The organism is Cupriavidus sp. UBA2010, from assembly GCF_002335265.1.
Classification (GTDB): Bacteria; Pseudomonadota; Gammaproteobacteria; order Burkholderiales; family Burkholderiaceae; genus Cupriavidus; species Cupriavidus metallidurans.
The window spans coordinates 72938-89390 of sequence record NZ_DDCI01000016.1; the positions used below are offsets into that span (position 1 = coordinate 72938).

Annotated in this window: 14 protein-coding genes; 6 read left to right on the top strand and 8 right to left on the bottom strand. The window is 65.0% G+C overall.

What is annotated here, in order from left to right; all coding sequences use genetic code 11:
* Positions 1 to 10 precede the first annotated feature (10 nt).
* Positions 11 to 952 carry a GlxA family transcriptional regulator gene (locus B2246_RS12510; RefSeq protein ID WP_035883570.1) on the top strand — a complete coding sequence of 314 codons (942 nt, stop codon included), beginning with the start codon at positions 11 to 13 and terminating at the stop codon, positions 950 to 952.
* Positions 953 to 972: 20 nt separating this feature from the next.
* Here B2246_RS12510 and B2246_RS12515 read toward each other — a convergent pair whose 3' ends face one another.
* On the bottom strand, positions 973 to 1746 hold the full coding sequence (locus B2246_RS12515) for a helix-turn-helix domain-containing protein (RefSeq protein WP_008645927.1): 774 nt from the start codon (positions 1744 to 1746) through the stop codon (positions 973 to 975).
* 400 nt (positions 1747 to 2146) lie between these two features.
* Here B2246_RS12515 and B2246_RS12520 point away from each other — a divergent pair, with 400 nt between their 5' ends.
* Both B2246_RS12520 and B2246_RS12525 read left to right on the top strand, forming a co-directional pair.
* A complete protein-coding gene (locus B2246_RS12520; RefSeq protein WP_186426627.1) occupies positions 2147 to 2971 on the top strand; it encodes a universal stress protein in 825 nt (274 codons plus the stop codon).
* A gap of 140 nt (positions 2972 to 3111) precedes the next feature.
* Positions 3112 to 4470 carry an MBL fold metallo-hydrolase RNA specificity domain-containing protein gene (locus tag B2246_RS12525; RefSeq protein ID WP_286881420.1) on the top strand — a complete coding sequence of 453 codons (1359 nt, stop codon included), beginning with the start codon at positions 3112 to 3114 and terminating at the stop codon, positions 4468 to 4470.
* Positions 4471 to 4521: 51 nt separating this feature from the next.
* Here the strand turns inward: B2246_RS12525 and B2246_RS12530 are convergent, their stop codons facing one another.
* Positions 4522 to 5370: a universal stress protein gene (locus tag B2246_RS12530; RefSeq protein WP_286881419.1), complete on the bottom strand. Its 849-nt coding sequence runs from the start codon at positions 5368 to 5370 to the stop codon at positions 4522 to 4524.
* 198 nt (positions 5371 to 5568) lie between these two features.
* Here B2246_RS12530 and B2246_RS12535 point away from each other — a divergent pair, with 198 nt between their 5' ends.
* Positions 5569 to 6021, top strand: a complete 453-nt coding sequence (locus B2246_RS12535) for a universal stress protein (RefSeq protein ID WP_008645921.1) — start codon at positions 5569 to 5571, stop codon at positions 6019 to 6021.
* Positions 6022 to 6051: 30 nt separating this feature from the next.
* Here the strand turns inward: B2246_RS12535 and B2246_RS12540 are convergent, their stop codons facing one another.
* Both B2246_RS12540 and B2246_RS12545 read right to left on the bottom strand, forming a co-directional pair.
* Entirely contained in the window at positions 6052 to 6696 is a 645-nt protein-coding gene (locus B2246_RS12540; protein WP_008645920.1) for a response regulator, read from the bottom strand.
* Complete coding sequence (locus B2246_RS12545; RefSeq protein WP_008645919.1) at positions 6693 to 7838, bottom strand: sensor histidine kinase; 1146 nt, start codon at positions 7836 to 7838, stop codon at positions 6693 to 6695. Before B2246_RS12545 ends, B2246_RS12540 begins: the two co-directional genes overlap by 4 nt.
* A 794-nt stretch (positions 7839 to 8632) precedes the next feature.
* Between B2246_RS12545 and B2246_RS12550 the strand changes: the two genes are divergently transcribed.
* Together B2246_RS12550 and B2246_RS12555 are read left to right on the top strand one after the other, a co-directional pair.
* A complete protein-coding gene (locus B2246_RS12550; RefSeq protein WP_286881418.1) occupies positions 8633 to 10312 on the top strand; it encodes a site-specific integrase in 1680 nt (559 codons plus the stop codon).
* A 176-nt stretch (positions 10313 to 10488) separates the two neighbouring features.
* A complete protein-coding gene (locus tag B2246_RS12555; RefSeq protein WP_286881417.1) occupies positions 10489 to 11340 on the top strand; it encodes a 3-hydroxyacyl-ACP dehydratase FabZ family protein in 852 nt (283 codons plus the stop codon).
* Positions 11341 to 11347: 7 nt separating this feature from the next.
* Here the strand turns inward: B2246_RS12555 and B2246_RS12560 are convergent, their stop codons facing one another.
* The 4 genes from B2246_RS12560 to B2246_RS12575 are packed head-to-tail and all read right to left on the bottom strand — an operon-like array spanning position 11348 to position 16175.
* Complete coding sequence (locus tag B2246_RS12560; protein WP_035883575.1) at positions 11348 to 12910, bottom strand: TolC family protein; 1563 nt, start codon at positions 12908 to 12910, stop codon at positions 11348 to 11350.
* Positions 12903 to 14894, bottom strand: a complete 1992-nt coding sequence (locus B2246_RS12565) for an FUSC family protein (protein ID WP_008643894.1) — start codon at positions 14892 to 14894, stop codon at positions 12903 to 12905. Before B2246_RS12565 ends, B2246_RS12560 begins: the two co-directional genes overlap by 8 nt.
* A complete protein-coding gene (gene mdtN, locus B2246_RS12570) occupies positions 14875 to 15924 on the bottom strand; it encodes a multidrug transporter subunit MdtN (RefSeq protein ID WP_286881414.1) in 1050 nt (349 codons plus the stop codon). The genes B2246_RS12565 and mdtN overlap by 20 nt, the downstream gene beginning before the upstream one ends.
* On the bottom strand, positions 15921 to 16175 hold the full coding sequence (locus B2246_RS12575; RefSeq protein ID WP_008643890.1) for a YtcA family lipoprotein: 255 nt from the start codon (positions 16173 to 16175) through the stop codon (positions 15921 to 15923). The genes mdtN and B2246_RS12575 overlap by 4 nt, the downstream gene beginning before the upstream one ends.
* Positions 16176 to 16453: the final 278 nt, after the last annotated feature.

Consider the following 16453-nt stretch of genomic DNA (forward strand, 5'->3'; position numbering starts at 1 on the left):
GAGGCCAATCATGCACAACATCGGCTTCCTGCTGACGGACGGTTTTCAGGTGATGGCGCTGGCGACGCAGAGCGTCTTCGAGTACGCGAATCTTGTGGCCGGCGAGCCCTTTTACCGCATCAGGAATTTCTCGATCGACGGTGGGCCGGTAGTCTCTTCGCTGGGGATGACGGTAGAGACGCACGCGGCAAGCACGCGCGTGGCGGTGGATACCTGGGTGCTGGCCGGCGTTGGCGACCCAGTCGCGCAGCCAACACCCGCACCGGTACTGGCGTTCGTGAGCAAGGCGGTGCCGCGTGCGCGCCGGACGGCGTCGATCTGCACGGGGGCGTTCATCCTGGCGGAAGCCGGTCTGCTCGATGGCCGACGCGCGACCACGCACTGGGCCTTCGCGCGCGACATGCAACGGCTCCATCCGGACATCAAGGTGGAGGACGATCGCATCTACATCGTCGATGGCGCGATCTGGACGTCGGCGGGCATGACGGCCGGCCTGGATCTGGCGCTTGCGATGGTCGAGAAGGATCTGGGCGCGGATATCGCGCGGTCGGTCGCCCACAAGCTGGTGATGCACCAGCGGCGCTCGGGCGGACAGTCGCAGCACTCGGAGCTACTGGATATGGCGCCGAAATCCGACCGTATCCAGAATGCGCTGGATTACGCGCGCAAGAATCTGAGCCAGGCACTGACGGTGGAGGAACTGGCGGAGACGGTGCATCTGAGCCCACGCCAGTTCAGCCGCGTATTCACCGCGGAGACCGGGCAGTCGCCGGCCAAGGCGATCGAGAATCTGAGATTGGAAGCGGCGCGACTCATGATCGAACAGAGTCGCCACCCGCTGGAAGTCGTGGCGCGGGAAGCCGGCTTTCGAGACCGGCGCCATATGCGCGAGGCATTCCTGCGGGGGTTCGGCGTGCCGCCGCAGGCGGTGCGGCGGGAGGCCCGTGAGTAGCGGGCGCCGGTGTCAGCGGCTCAGATGGCCGCGAGCGCCTCGATATCGAACAGTTCGATGCGCTTGCCATCCACGCGGATCAGGCCTTCGCGCTGGAACCGGGAGAACGTGCGGCTAACCGTTTCGAGCTTGATGCCGAGGTAGCTGCCGATTTCCTCGCGGGTCATGCGCAGCGTGAAGTCGCGCGAAGCATAGCCGCGTTCCTGCAGGCGGCACGACACGTTGATCAGGAATGCCGCGACACGCTGTTCCGAAGTCATGCCCGACAGCAGGATCATCTGCTTGGACTCGCGCAGGATCTCGCGGCTCAGCATCCGATGGAAATGTTGTTGCACGCTCTTGACGTCGCGGCACAGTCCTTCGAGCGGTGAGAACGGCAGCACGCAGACTGCACTGTCTTCGAGCGCGATCGCGTCGCAGTCATACTCGCCTTCGCCAATCGCGCCAAGGCCGACCGTTTCTCCCGGCAGGAAGAAACCGGTCACGTGCTCATGGCCGCCGGCGTGGGAGGCCACGGTCTTCAGCGATCCCGAGCGGACGGTGTAGAGGTTCTGGAACTTGTCGCCGGAGCGGTACAGGTATTCGCCACGATGCACCATGCGCCAGTGGCTGACCACGGCTTCCAGTTGCGGAAGCTCCTCCGGTTCGAGAGACGATGCGATGCAGAGGCGGCGCAGGCCGCAATCCATGCAGCGCGCCTGGAAATGCCGCGCCGTGCCCGGCGCGTGCGCATGTCCGGTGCATTCCCCATCCATTCCTGCTTCGACGCTCGACCCCTCTACCACTTCATACATGATGCTCTCCCCTGGGGTCGTCAGGCGTTCACCGCCAAATCAAGGTTCTTTGATCTGAATAACTCCCCATCTGCGCGGAAGTATGCCTTGTGATCGGAAAGGCTGAAATCAGCGTCGGCTGATACCTGTGTCAGGGTCTGGAGTGCGCTTGTCAGGTTAACCTGACGGGCCGGACATTACCTACGTGCAGCACAGGTGCTCCCGATAGCCGAGGCAAGGTAGCTCGCCTTCGACTGACTCCTCCTTCAGGAGGTTGATTGCCGCGGCTTCTACCGACAATGTTTGGTTTCCCGGCTGTCATGTATTTGACTTGAGGCAAGCGCGGAGCACCTTTGACGATTAAAGTGCACAAGACGGTATCCATTCTTGCCGCCCGATCGCCCCCTTGCCTGGAGCCCCCATGGATTTCAAGACCATTCTCGTCGATCTTGCCGCTGATCCGGCGCGCGATGCGCGTCTGGATGCCGCGCTGACGTTGGCGTCGCTGTTCACCGCCCGCGTCATCGGACTGACCGCTACTGGCACCTTGCTGGATCCATTCCGGAGCGCCGGTGAGGAGACCGCGCGTTATCAGCAGATGCGCGCCGACATGCTGCGCAACCTGAAACAGGCCGATGCCGCCGCGCTCGATGCGGCAGTGGCGCGACGTGGGCGGGGCATCGAGATTTCACACGTGGTGGTCGAGCAGGAGGCGGGCTGGGCGTTGACCTCGCGCGGTGTCAGCAGCGATCTGATTTTGCCGGCGCCACCGTCGCTGGCGCACGATACGCCGGCGCTGATGGCCACTTCCGCCGAGTATGTGCTGTTGAACTCTGGCCGCCCGATTCTGGTAATACCCCCCGACGTCAGCCTGGTGCCGGGCGGCACCGTCGTGGTGGCCTGGGACGGCCGGCGCGAAGCTGCGCGCGCCATGAGGGATGCGTTGCCGCTACTGGCTTTGGCATCGCGTGTGATCCTGCAGGTGGTGCTCAGCGGCGCGGGGCCGAACGAGCATGGCGCGGCCGAGGCCGTGCGCTGGCTGGCCGATCACGGCGTCAGCGCTTCGCTGCGTATCGACGAGGGCGCATCGCCAGCCGACAGCCTGATGCGCGTGACGCGCAACGAGGCAGCCGATCTGCTGGTGAGCGGCGGCTACGGCCACTCACGGCTCGGCGAACTCGTCATGGGCGGAACCACGCGCACGCTGCTGCGCAACGCACCGGTGCCACTGCTGATGTCGCATTGAAGCGCGTGATACGTGCTGTTCTGCCATCGTTTCAAAGCCAGTGAACGGCTACGGCAATACTGACAACACCGCTGCTGACGCCGCCCACACCAACACCAACACCAACACCAACACCAACACCAACACCAACATCACAGACCATGCACATCCAGTTCCTTGGGGCAACGGACACCGTGACCGGTTCGCGCTTTCTGCTAGACACCGGAGAAGCGCGGGTTCTGATCGACTGCGGACTGTTTCAGGGCTACAAGGCCCTGCGGCTGCGTAACTGGGATCGCTTTCCGATCAGCCCGGGCAGTCTCGATGCCGTGGTGCTGACACACGCGCATATCGACCACAGCGGCTATCTGCCCTTGTTGGTGAAGCGCGGTTACAAGGGGCGCGTGCACTGCACGACGGGAACCGCGGAGCTTTGCGGCCTGCTGCTGCCGGACAGCGCCCATCTGGCGGAAGAAGACGCCAACTATGCCAATCGCAAGGGGTATTCGCGTCATCAACCGGCGCTGCCGCTCTATACCGTGGCGGATGCCATGCATGCGCTGGAGCATCTGAAGCCCGCGCCTTATAGCAAGCGGGTGACAATCGCACGCGGTGTGGAAGCGGAGTTTCATCGCGCGGGCCATATTCTTGGCTCGTCCAGCGTGACGATCCATGCCAAGGGCCGGCGCATCCTGTTCTCCGGCGACCTCGGCCCGCAAGATGACATGCTGATGCGGCCGCCGGAGCCACCCACCGCGGCGGATTACCTTATAGTGGAATCGACTTACGGTGACCGCCTGCATCCGGAAGGCGATCCCATCGAGCTGCTGGCCGATATCATTCGCAAGACCGTTGCCCGGGGCGGCAGCGTGATCATTCCCGTCTTTGCGGTTGGGCGTGCCCAGTTGCTGCTGTATTGCCTCTACCGGCTGCGCCAGCGACGGCGCTTTCCCGATGTGCCCATCTACCTGAACAGCCCGATGGCCATCGAAGCCACGCGGATTCTCTCCGAGCACTCGGACGAACTGCGGATCGACCCCGAAACGTGCGCGGCTGCCTGTTCGGTGGCGATTCCAACCCGAAGCATGGAGGAGTCGATCCGCATCAACCGGGTGGATCAGCCGAAGATCATCCTGGCTGGTAGCGGAATGCTGACGGGCGGGCGCGTGGTGCATCACCTCGAATCGTTCGGGCAGGACCCACGCAGCACTTTCCTGCTGGTGGGGTTCCAGGCGGCCGGAACGCGGGGTGCGACGCTGGCGTCCGGCCAGCGCACGTTGCGGATGCACGGGCGCGAAGTCGAACTGCGTGCTTCAGTCGAACAGATTCGCCATTTCTCGGCACATGCCGATGCGGATGGGCTGATGGACTGGATGAGTGCCATCGGGACGCCGCCACGGCAGACGTTCATCGTGCACGGCGAGCCCAGTGCCGCCGATGCGCTGCGCCAGCGCATCGAGCATTCGCTGCATTGGGATGTCACGATGCCCGAGTACCGGGGTATCTATACGCTCGACTAAGCGTTCGACTAAGCGTTCGACCGGGCGACCGAGCAAGGCGTGCCGGCGCGGCTAGTAGGAAAAGAGGGTGGGAATCGTGGCGTGACGAAGCACGGTGTCCGTCACGCCACCCAGCAATTCCTCGCGCAGCAGCCCCCGGCCATACGCGCCACAAACCAGCAGGTCGGCGCGGCGCTGGCCGGCGATGGCAAGCAGTGACTCGCCGATATCGGCCGATCGTTCCAGCACCATCTCGACCATGCTCGCGTGCACGCCATGCCGAGCCAGCCAGTTTGCCGCGTAGGCGGGCGGGGAGAGTTCGGCCTTGCGGCGCGCGTACGGAGGAATGCAGGACACCACGTCGACCTGGGTGGCGCGCTTGAGCAACGGCAGCGCGTCATGCAGCGCGCGCGCGGATTCGCGGGTGCCGTTCCAGGCCACCACGATCGAGCCATAGGGGAAGGTGGAAGCGTCCGGCAGCGGCCCTTGAGGAATGACCAGCACCGGGCGGCCACTCGAAAGAATGGCCGTCTCGACGAAGTGCCGGGCTACGTCGCTGTCGGCGTTCAGTCGGTCGGGCTGGCCGACGATCAGCAGGTCGGCCAGCCGGCCTTCGCACTGGATGGCGTCGGTGGGCGCGCCCTCGCCGACGCGCCAGTCGACGGCAAACGTCGCGGCTTCGGTGGCGATGTCGAAGGCTTCCCGGGCGGCTTCACATGCGGCGCCAAGATCCGGCGCGTATGCCTGGCGCTCGCGGCGGCCGTCCGCGGTGCGATAGACCCACGCTGGCTCGTCCGCGCTCAGCGAAAGCAGGCCGATCAGCGTGGCGTTGAACGATCCGGCCAGCGCCACGGCATGACAGAGCCGGGCCTCCACTGATTGCGAGGCATCGACGTGGACCATGATCGCCGAGATGTCCATATGGTCTCCTGAAAAAGCAAGGCGCTTCGGCGCCATTTGGGTCTCAAATGTATGCGTGATGTGCCGCGTATGGTTGCGACAGATCAAGAGCGCCTGATTCGGTGGACTCGGGTCATCTTGCGATACATCAACCATGGAGCCTTGGCACGTCCTATGCTGGGTCAGTGAGGGCACGTGGCCCGGACTGAGGAGACCGATATGTATGAACGCATCCTGGTTGCCGTGGATGGCAGCCCGTCTTCCGACCTGGCCATTGCGCAGGCAGCCGGGCTGGCCAAGGGCCTGGGCGCGGAGGTGAAGGTCCTGTTCGTAGTGGACGAGGGCGAAGTGTTCCTTGAGGCAGGTTTCGTCAATCCGCAGGACATCCTGAATGGACTGACGGACTTTGGCAGGAAGGCCCTTGCAGCCGCCGCTCACCGTCTCCAGGACGCTGGCGTGCGGTTTCAGACCGAACTGGCAGAGAAGTCAGCGGTGCCGGGTGACATCGCTGGCGCGATCGTCGGCTATGCCGACCGCTGGCCAGCCGATGTGATCGTGATGGGTACACGCGGCCGACGCGGTGTGCGCCGCATGATCATGGGTAGCGTCTCTGAAGGTGTGGTGGCCAAGACCAGCAAGCCGGTGCTGCTGATTCGCGGCGAGTCGGCCTGAACGACGGGGCTGTGGCCGGGGGCCACGACGTTATAGCTTGTCTTCGTCGCCGAACAGCCTCGCCTCGATCGCATAGCGGACCAGTGCGGCGTCGCTGCGAAGCTGGAGCTTTTCCATCAGGCGCATCTTGTAGGTGCTGACCGTCTTGGCGCTGACGCACAGCGCGGCGGCGATCTGCGTCAGCGACTCGCCATCGACGATGCGCCGGAATACCTCGAGTTCACGATCCGACAGGCCTTCGTGCGGCGCATCGGGCTTTTCCTGCAGGCCCAGCGCCAGCTTTTCGGCCATGGCGGGGCTGACGTAGGTGCCGCCCGCGGCCACCTTCCTGAGCGCCTCGACCAGTTCCGTCGCCGCGCTTTCCTTGGTCAGGTAGCCGGCCGCGCCGGCACGGAAGGCGCGGACCACATACTGTTCCTCCGCGTGCATCGTCAGCACGAGGATTCGTAGTGCAGGATGATCGGCCCGCAGTTGCCGGATCAGTTCCAGCCCGTTCCGGCCGGGCATCGACAGGTCCAGCAGGATGACATGCGGGGACAGCTCGCGCACGAGTTGTGGCACCTCGGTACCGCGGGCTGCTTCGCCAACCACCTCGAAGTCGCTGGTGCGTTCGAGGATATGGCGCAATCCGTTGCGCACCACAGTGTGATCGTCTGCAATGATCACGCGAATCATGCCTGGGTCTCCTTGCAATCCGGATGACCCGGAAAAGTGACGACGAGTTCGAAGCCGTCGCCGGGCGAATGTTCGATGGACACCGTGCCACCCAGCAGGCGTGCCCGTTCCCGGATGCCAAGCAGGCCGAACGAGCGGCGCGCGCCATCCTTCGGCTGGCCGTTCCAGCCGCGCCCGTTATCGAGCACGCGCAGCACGTACTGGTCGTGGTCGTGGTCCTGGTTCTGGTGGGTCAGCGTCACCCAGGCCTCGCTGGCGTCCGCATGATGCACGACGTTGTTGAGCGCCTCCTGGACGATCCGGAATACAGCGGTGGCGGCTTGCTCGGTGACGTCGATTTCCTCCGGCGTCCGCGTGCTCACCGAGATCGCGTAGCGCCGGCTGAAATCCTTGGCTAGCCAGTCCAGCGCGGCGGCGAGGCCCAGTTCATCGAGCAACGCCGGGCGCAGATCGGACGAAATCCTGCGCACGGCGGCGATGGTTTCGTCGATGACGGTGTGCATGGCGCTGACCTGTTCGAGCGCGCGCACGGCGCCGCAGTCCGCACGCAAGTCGGTCTCCAGCATCACAAGATCCATTTTCAGCGCGCTCAGACGCTGGCCCAGATCGTCGTGAAGCTCGCGCGCGACGCGCCGGCTTTCGTCCTCGCGCGCAGCCAGGATGCTGTCCGACAGCGCCTGGAGTTCCTCGCGGGACCGCTGCAGCGCTGCCTCGGCACGCACGCGAGCGGTGACGTCGCGCAGCATGACCGTGAAAAGCTTGTGTCCGGCACCATCGGAGGTCTGCGAGATCGACGCTTCGATCGGGAATTCGGTTCCGTCCTGACGCAGGGCGTATAGCGTGAGCTGGCGCCCCATCTGCCGGTCGGAAACACCGGTCACGCCAAAACGCGTGACGTGCGCGGCATGGGCAGTGCGGAAACGGGCAGGGATGAAATCGCCGAGGGGGCGGCCCATGGCCTGTTCCGCCGGCAAGCCGAACAGCGTTTCCGCCATCGGGTTGAACAGCACCACGCGCTGTTCTTCGTCCACCGAGATGATGGCTTCCATCGACGAGCGGATGATTCCCGCCAGCCGGGCTTCGTTTTCGGCGATTCGCCGGTCGCCATTGTCGTCGGTGCCCGTCAAGGCTTCCGGCCCCATTCCCAACTCCTGTCCTGGATTCGTGGTCGGTAGCGGGCGATTTGCTGCTCCAGCCAGAATCTGTATTCGTAATTATGCGATGAAACATGGGAGTGGCGCCACGCATGTGCCCAATATCCATCGAGGCAACGCAAAGCCGGTTTCGTGTCCGGCGTACGCGGAATCCGGGCTCAGGCAGCGTCAAGCGTACGCCATGGGTGAATCAAGAATATGCGCATGCAGCAGGAATGCAGTTTCGGACTAAGTAGAGACCGTTGTCGCCAAATTGGCGCGGCGATTGATTATTGGCGCCTTGGTACCTCAATTTCTTATTTCGGTCCATTAATACGATATCGGAGGATTTTTATCGTGGGAGATATTGTCGCCAATAGCCCCTCGAGGTGATCACGCAATACCGCAGGGCCCACATTCACCACTTGGTGCAGTCGCAAGGCTGGACAGTGGAAGGCGATAGCGTTGCATTGTCCAAGACCGCTGATTGCATTTGTGCAAACCAATTCGGGCTTGTTATCGAAAGTCTCGTTGGGCGGTGCCAGGATCAACAAGCGGGATTGGGACGCCGCTGCCTCCGCGCCGTCGGCCTGAGGGCGTTCTACGCCTCGTTTGTTGACAGGACGAGGTGTATTTGCTGAGTTTTCCCGCCTCGCCAGGTTTTCGATGGGTTCCTCTGCCGGGGGGCGTCTCTACGCGGTGCCTCGGACGCCGATCAACAGCCATGAGTTTGCTTCCATGTTAATGCTATTGCGATAAGAAAAGTTATCGCAATGACATGGGCAAATGTTAAGATTGCGCCCATGACGAATCGCCCGACCGCCACGCCCACGGACTTCCCCGACGCCGCTGCCCTGGCCGCCCTGCGAGCCTGGCATGCGGGACTTTCCACGCGTGACGCGGTCTCTCGGTATCTGGACGACGCGCGGGCCACCGGCCAGTCCTCGCGCGGGATGGTGAGCAGGATTCGCCGGCAGCTTGCCGCCTATGCGCGCTACCGGCTGCGTGAAGATCTTGCGCAGTTGTTCGAATTCCCGGCCGCGGAACGGGCGGCGAAGGGTAGGGAAGCAGACCACGCAATCGAAACACTCCGTGCCTTGCCGCCCCCAGCACCAGCGATTTCCGACGATATCGGCATGTGGCTGGCACCGGCTGCCGCGGAGGCCCTGCGCGCTTGCGACATTCACACGCTGGCTGACCTCACCGTGCGAATCCCGCGCCGGCGCCAGTGGTGGCGCGGCGTCTCCGGGCTGGGAGTGGCGGGCGCCAGGCGCATCGAGGCGTTCTTCGCCGACCATCCGCAACTGACGGCGCGCGCGCGGGCGCTGATCGAAGCCGAGCCGCGCGGCGTGATCGTGCCCTGGGAGCAGATGGGGCGACTGCCGCATGAGGTGGACGGCTCGCTCGGCCAGTTCCGCGCGCCGCGGGAGACCTCCACGCTGAACGCGGACAACGACTACGCGGCCGTGCAAGCATGGCTGGGGTTGCACGAATCGCCGTCCACGCTGCGTGCCTATCGCAAGGAAGCCGAGAGGCTGATCCTCTGGGCGATCATCGAGCGCGGGCGGCCGCTGTCGTCGCTGACCACCGAGGACGCCACGGCCTACCGGAACTTCCTGCGCCAACCCGCGCCGCGCGAACGCTGGGTAGGGCCCGCCCGGCCGCGTGGGGCCACGGATTGGAAGCCGTTTGCTGACGGGCTGTCGCCACGCTCGGCAGCCTACAGCCTGCAAGTGCTTGGGGCGCTGTTTCGCTGGCTGGTGCAGCAACGCTACGTGCTGGCCAACCCGTTCGCCGGCATCAAGGTGCGGGGCGGCGCCAAGACAGCGGCGCTCGATGTATCGCACGCGTTCTCCGAAGGGGAATGGCTGCTGACGCGCAGCATCGCGGATGGCCTGGAGTGGTCATACGGCTGGGAAGCCTCCGCCGCGCAACGGCTGCGCTTTATCCTCGATTTCACATACGCGACCGGACTGCGGGCGAGCGAACTGGTCGGCGCCACGCTGCGCAATGTCGAAACCGACGTGCACGGCGATCACTGGTTGCGGCTGGTGGGCAAGGGCGCGAAGGCGGGCAGGGTGGCGCTGCCGACCATGGCCCGCAACGCGCTTGACCGCTATCTGGTCGAGCGGGGCTTGCCGGTGACACGCGCCCTCTGGGACCCGACGACGCCGATCGTCGGCAATCTAGGTTCCGACGAAGCCGGCGGCATCACCGGAGCGCGATTGTGGATGGTGATCAAGCGATTCTTCGGCACCGCCGCCGACCAGCTCGAAGCCGAGCGCCCGGCCACCGCCGAAAAGCTGCGCCGCGCCAGCCCACACTGGCTGCGCCATACGCACGCCACCCATGCGCTGGCGCGCGGCGCGGAACTGACCACGGTGCGGGACAACCTGCGCCATGCGTCGGTCTCGACCACGTCACTGTATCTACATGGCGACGATGTGAAGCGTGCCAGGCAGATGGACGACGCATTCCAGTGACGGATGACAGACACGTGCCCGCCGCGTGACGGATGGCGCAAATGCGGACAGGGGTATTCCCAAGCCTGGCCCCCCCGGGCATCACCCAGATTGCATCAGATTGCGTCAACGCAAACGGCGGGCTGCTTCGGTGCTCTAGCCTGACGGATCATTCCGCCTGCTCATCGAGCCTCCTCATGTCGCATTCCGAGATTCCCTGCGCGGCCACTGCGCTGCGCGACCGGCTGTTTGTCAGCGGTACCGATCTGTTCGCGCTGGGCCACTACCCAGGCAATCCCGTTTACCCCGGCGCGTTGATGCTCGATCGCATGTTGATCATGGCTGCGGCGCTGGCCGGTCAGGCGTTCGGTCAGGAGGCGTGGGCGCGGCGCGTGAAACGGGTTCAGTACCTCGGCGTGGTCGTGCCCGGAGATGTCGTCGAACTTGACGTGTCGATCGTCGAGCGCGAAGGCGATCAGATTACGTGTCTTGCCGTGGCGCACGTTCACGGCAATGCGCGTGTCCAGGCCACGATCGTGTGCGTGTCGGACGCGGAGCCGGTTTCGGCACCGCTTGAATGTGACGTGGCCAGCGAGGCACCGGCGCTGACGCATCCCGACATCGCCCGCCTGTTGCCGCATCGCTACCCATTCCTGCTGCTGGACACGGTCCGCAGCTTCACCCCGCGTGAGCACATCCTGGCCACGAAGGTCATCAATCGTGAATCCCCGATTCTGGGGGCGCACCCGCCCGCCGCATATCCGGCCTCACTGGCGATCGAGTCGTTCGGGCAGGCCGGCGTCACGTTGTTCTGCCTGAGCCAGGACAACGCTTCGCCGGCGCAGGTGCTGGTCGGACTGATGCGCGACGTTACCGTGCATCGGACCATTCCCTACGACACGGTACTGACGCTGGATGTCCGCATCGAACGCCTGCGGTCCAATGCCGTGGTCTTTGGTGGTGATATCCGGATCGGCGAGGAGTCCGTCATCCACGTGGGCAGTCTCGTGGTCATGGTCGGGCCGGAGCAGCCCTCGGCAGGCGCATAGCCAGCACTCAGCGCGGTGCCCAGCCGCCCGGCTCTGGTGTCGCGCCGACCGCTCCCGTGGCCAGGGCCAGCGCGGCAGCCGCCGATAGCGCGCCACTGTACGCGTCGGCCGATGCATTCCGCGCCAGCAGTAACTGGTTCTGGGCCAGATTGGCATCCGTGACCGTGCCGACTCCCTTGCGGTAAGCCGCGAACGCGGCGTCGTACGTGATCTGGGCGGCGTCGGCCAGGGCCTTGGCGGCTTCGTATGCCGCAAGGCTGGTTTCGAGCGCGCTCTGACTGACCACGACCTGTCGCACCGATTCTTCCTTGGCCCGCGTGAGTTTGGTCGACGCGCTGTCGGCGTCGTTGCGCGCCTGCGTCAGCACCGCCGACCGCAGCCCGCCGTCGTAGATCGGCACGGTAATCCCGAGGAACACGCTGGCGCCATAGCGGTAGCCATTCAGGTTCACGGTCGGTGCCTGCTGGGCCACCGAGGGGATCGCCGTGATCGAAGACCCGCCCGACGCATACGACGTGAACGCCGACATGAACACCTTGGGCAGGAATTCGGCTTCGGCCGCCTTGACCTTGGCCTGGCTGGCCCGCTCGATTGCGTAGGCGCCCAGCACGTCGGGCCGCCGCGCGATGGCTGATTCCACGATCTGCTCGACGGAGCTATGCAGGGCCGGCGACAACGGACGGACTGGCATCTCGGCGATACTCGGCTTCGACAATGGCGAGATGCCGATCGCGGTGACCAGCGCCAGGTAGGCATCGGTCTCGGCGCCCCGCGCCTGCACCATCGCCAGGTTGGTCTGCGCGCGGTTCTGTGTGGCCTGGGCCACTTCCACCACGGTGCCGATACCGCGCTGAAAGCGGGACTTGGCGGCTGCCAGCACGGCATCCGCGTTTTCCATCGCCTGCTGCACGGTGCCTGCGCGGGTGCGCGCTGCCTGATAGCGGTAGAACGCCACGCTGACATCGTGGATGATGCGTTGGTGCGCGGCCGTAAAAGCGATGTTTGCCGCGAGCGAAGTCTGTTCGGCGGCTTCGACAATGCCCGCGCGCTCGCCGAAATCGAACAGCAGCCATTGCAGTGACAGCACGCCCACGCCGCCATGGCCCGACGAATTCGTGCCGACCGATCCGAGCGCGCCCGATACCGAACCGTGCCCGTTCTGGTAGCCGCCCAGCGCGGAAGCGGAGATCTGCGGCAGATAGCTACTCTTCGCGATCCCCGCAGCCAGCGCGGCGTTGCGTGCATCGTTCCAGGCCACGCGCGTGATCGGATTCGCCGATTCGGCCATGTCGATCAGCTCGGGCAACGTGTAGGGATGCGCTGGATCGAGCGCCGCCGGCGGTGTGATCGACGCCAGCGCGGAATTGGCGGGCAGCCGGTAGTCGGCCGGCTTGCTGGTGTTGGCCGTTGCGGAAGGCTTGCCCGGCACGAGCTCTCCGGATGCCGTGGTCGCGGGCTGCCAGGGACGATCGGGCTGCTCCGGTGCAAGGTCGAGCGACGCCGTCGCGCAACCGGCAAGGCTGGCGCCGAGCAGCATCAGCGGGAAAATCGGCAATCCTGTTCTAGGCATGCAACGGTGATCCGGTGGCGGCGGCCGGCGGATCGTCCTGGCGCGGAGCGGCGAGATGCCGGTCAACCAGGGCGAGCAGCGCGTCGCGCGGGGAATGCTGCGGAGAAAGCGGGGCCGCGCTTGTTACTGGCGCGTGACCATCCATGCGAACGGCCTGCAGACGTCGATCGACCTCCGGATCGCCCGGAAACCGCTCCGCCAGCAGAAAAAGCGGACCGGCTACGGCGTCCAGCGTTGCCAGATGGCGCTGGCGGGCCTCGATCCAGTCGGTGCCGGGTCCGACCAATGCCGGCTCATATCTGGCCAGGATCAGGTCCTGCGTGATCGCGCCATGCAGCGCCAACGCGGCGGCGGCGTTTTGCCGTTGTGCCTCGCGCCGGGGCGTGGCAATCAGTTGCCGCCATTGCCGCACCATGTCATGGAGCGCGGCTTCGATCCGCCCTGAAATGCTGACCGGCCAGATGCGCGTGAAGACCAGGAATGTCACCAGATTGCCGATCACGATGCCGATGGTCCGGTCCCGCGCAATCGTCAGGTCGTAGCCAGGCCCGGCTCCCTGAATCACGCAGAGGTAGAACGCGAACGCGATCTGGAAGCCCGCATAGGAGATACGGGGCGACCCCTGCGCGACCCAGGCGGCCACCCATGTGCCCGCGAAGACCAGCATCAGGAGCCCACCGACGGAGTCGATCGACGGTACGACATAGACCAGCGCGGCAGTGCCAATCAGCGCGCCGATCAGGCAGCCCGCCAGCCGCAGCGAAAGCTTTTCGACCGTTTCGGCCGCGGTCGACAGCGATACCAGATAGACCGTGATGAAGCAGGTATGGATGCCGGGCCAGTTCAGTTGCTGGTAGAGCACGTAGCAGAACATTGCCGCGCCGGTGGTCTTGAGCGCGTAGCGGATGTGCTCGGGATTCGTGAAGGCATCCGCGCTGAGGAATCCGCCTTTTTTCTCTTCCGTTGCGTTGGGGGCCGCAGCGAGGGCCGCGTTGGCCTGTGCGCTCGGCGCGTCCGCATCGGCGAAGCCGACGATGGCGTCACGCAGTTCCACGGCGATGGCCTGCTGCACTGGCGCGAGCGATTCGAGCGCGGGAAGCGCCAGCGTGATCTCCGCCGGGTAGCCGCCCGCCTGGAGCATCGCCGCCATCTGATCGAGCGTGTCTGCGATCGGGGCGCGGAAGGCGGCCGGCAAGCGGGCGTTCGGCTGCCGGAGCGCCATGTCGGCAGCAATCAGAATGGCCGTGGTCGACGCGGCGGCCCGTCGCAGCGCCGCAAGGTCTTCGGCGCGGGACAGGCCCTCGATCTTCGCCAGCTTCAGCCACATGCCGACGGGTTGCGTGCCGTCGCGCAGCAGCGGGACGAGCATGGCTGGGGCGGCGTCCTCCTGTCGCAGGCTGGCAGCAGCCATGCGCAGGCAATGGGCGAGGCGGTCGCCCGCCAGCCGGCGTGGTGAAGGTCCCATCACCAGATTGACCGCCACATTGACGCCAATCGGGATCGCTACCATCAGCCACGCGTAGAGCAGGGCGCGCGTGGCGGCTTCTCCGCCCGGGACCAGTCCGAGTTCATCGAGCCCGAAGCCGATGATCATTGCCACGATGGCGCCAATCGGCCGAAGCTTGCTGGCCGACGTGAGAAACAGCAGCGCGGCCGACAGGACGGCCATGAAGGCCAGCCGCCGCAGCGAATCGTCGACACTGAAGTTGGCCAGCACGATCACCAGGCCAATGATCAGGCTGACCAGCACCAACGCTGCCACACTCATCACGATGCTGACGGTGCGATCTTCCCGGTTGATGAAGAAGATGACGTAGGCAGAGATAGCGGCTTCCGGCGTGCCGTAGATGGCGGTGACGAGCACCGTCAGCACGCTCGCCACGGTGATGCGAGTGGTGGCCGACGCCCGGCCGGGCGTCGGCGCGAGCAGGGCGCCGATGTCGCCCAGGCCGAGGCGCAGCTTGTCAGCGGCAGGCTGCGCCATGCCGGATCTCGACGTTTGCGCTGGCGCCAGCGCGGGCCAACGTCTCGGGCGGGTCTTCGAGCCGGATGCGAACCGGGAAACGCTTGGCAACACGTACCCAGTTCACCGAGGCCTGCACGTAGGGCAGCGAGCGCGGCAGGTTGAGCCGTTCTGTATCGGTGATGCCCGCGCCGATGCCGGTCACGGTGCCGCGTATCGCCTTGCCCCGGTCGATCAACGAATAGACCGTGGCGCAGTCGCCGATGTGAATATCGGCCAGCGAGGTCTCCCGGAAGTTCGCCACGGCAAACCATTCGCCGGTATGAACGAGCAGGAACAGCGACTGGTTCGGAATCACGACTTCACCGGCCAGCACGGAGAGCCCGGTGACGCGGCCTTCCTGCGGGGCATGGACCACGGTGTCCTGCAACGCGCGCTGGGCGATTGCCAGCGCGGCTTCCCGGGCGTGGACCGCGGCGATGGCGTCGTCGTCGTTGCCGATGGCTTGCGTGGATGCCGAGTGCTGGACGTTCGCCTGCTTGAGCGAGACCGCCGCGTCATGCTGCGCCACCTGGGCCTGGTCGAGCTGCTGCTTTGGCACGTAGCCATCGGCGGCTAGCGGGCGCAGGCGTTCCACCGTGCGTGCCGTCAAGGCGTAGTTCTGCGCCGCGCGCGTGGTCTGCTCGGAGGCGATCGACGCGGCCGCGCGTTCGCTGACGATCGTGCGCCGCCGCGTGCCGAGGCCCGCCTGCGCGAGTTCGAGATCTGCCCGCGCCTGGTCCACCGCCAGCTTGTAAGGCACAGGGTCGATTTCGAATAGCACGTCGCCCTTGGCGACGTGCTGGTTCTCGGTGACGGCGATGCGGGCGATGCGTCCGCCTACCGGCGAGGCCACATGAACGACATCGGCGTCGAGCGTGGCATCGTCCGACGACGGATGGTGCACGGTCCGCTCATAGGCATAGACGGAAAGCAGCACGGCCACCAGCACGATGGCCAGGGTAATGACCCGGCCGCGTAGCGGCCCCTTTTGAACGCCGGCCATTTTCATAGAAGATGCCCCGTACCGATCAGCCAGACGATCTCGGCGATGATCAGGCCAATTGCTGTATTGACAATTAATTGGGAACGAACGGTTTCCGCCCAACCGGTTTTCACGAACACGCGGTAGGAAACCACGGCGCCGAAAATACCGATGACGGCGCTTAACAGCCACAATGGAAAATAAGCGCCAAACAGGCCGACCGAAGGCGCTCCGGCGCATCCTTCAAGTAGACAAGTCAACGTGCCGATAATGGCCATGCGAGCCCGAAGTCCAAGCCGGGCAACGGTTTTCGGGGAAAAGGCACCGGGCATCCGCATCACTCGGGAAGCCGATGGGCTGATGGATCAGCAAATTCAGGAAACTGGCGAGCGGAATACCGGGGACCGGTTGTAGACGTGGACAGTTCAGAGGTCATGGATAGCGTCGCTCACATGCATGAAACCGAGACAAAATCGGCTCAGGCAATATAACAGCGCACATTGACGCTTGTCCAAAGGTGATTGATTGGTAATTCGCACAAGGCACTCGAACGCTT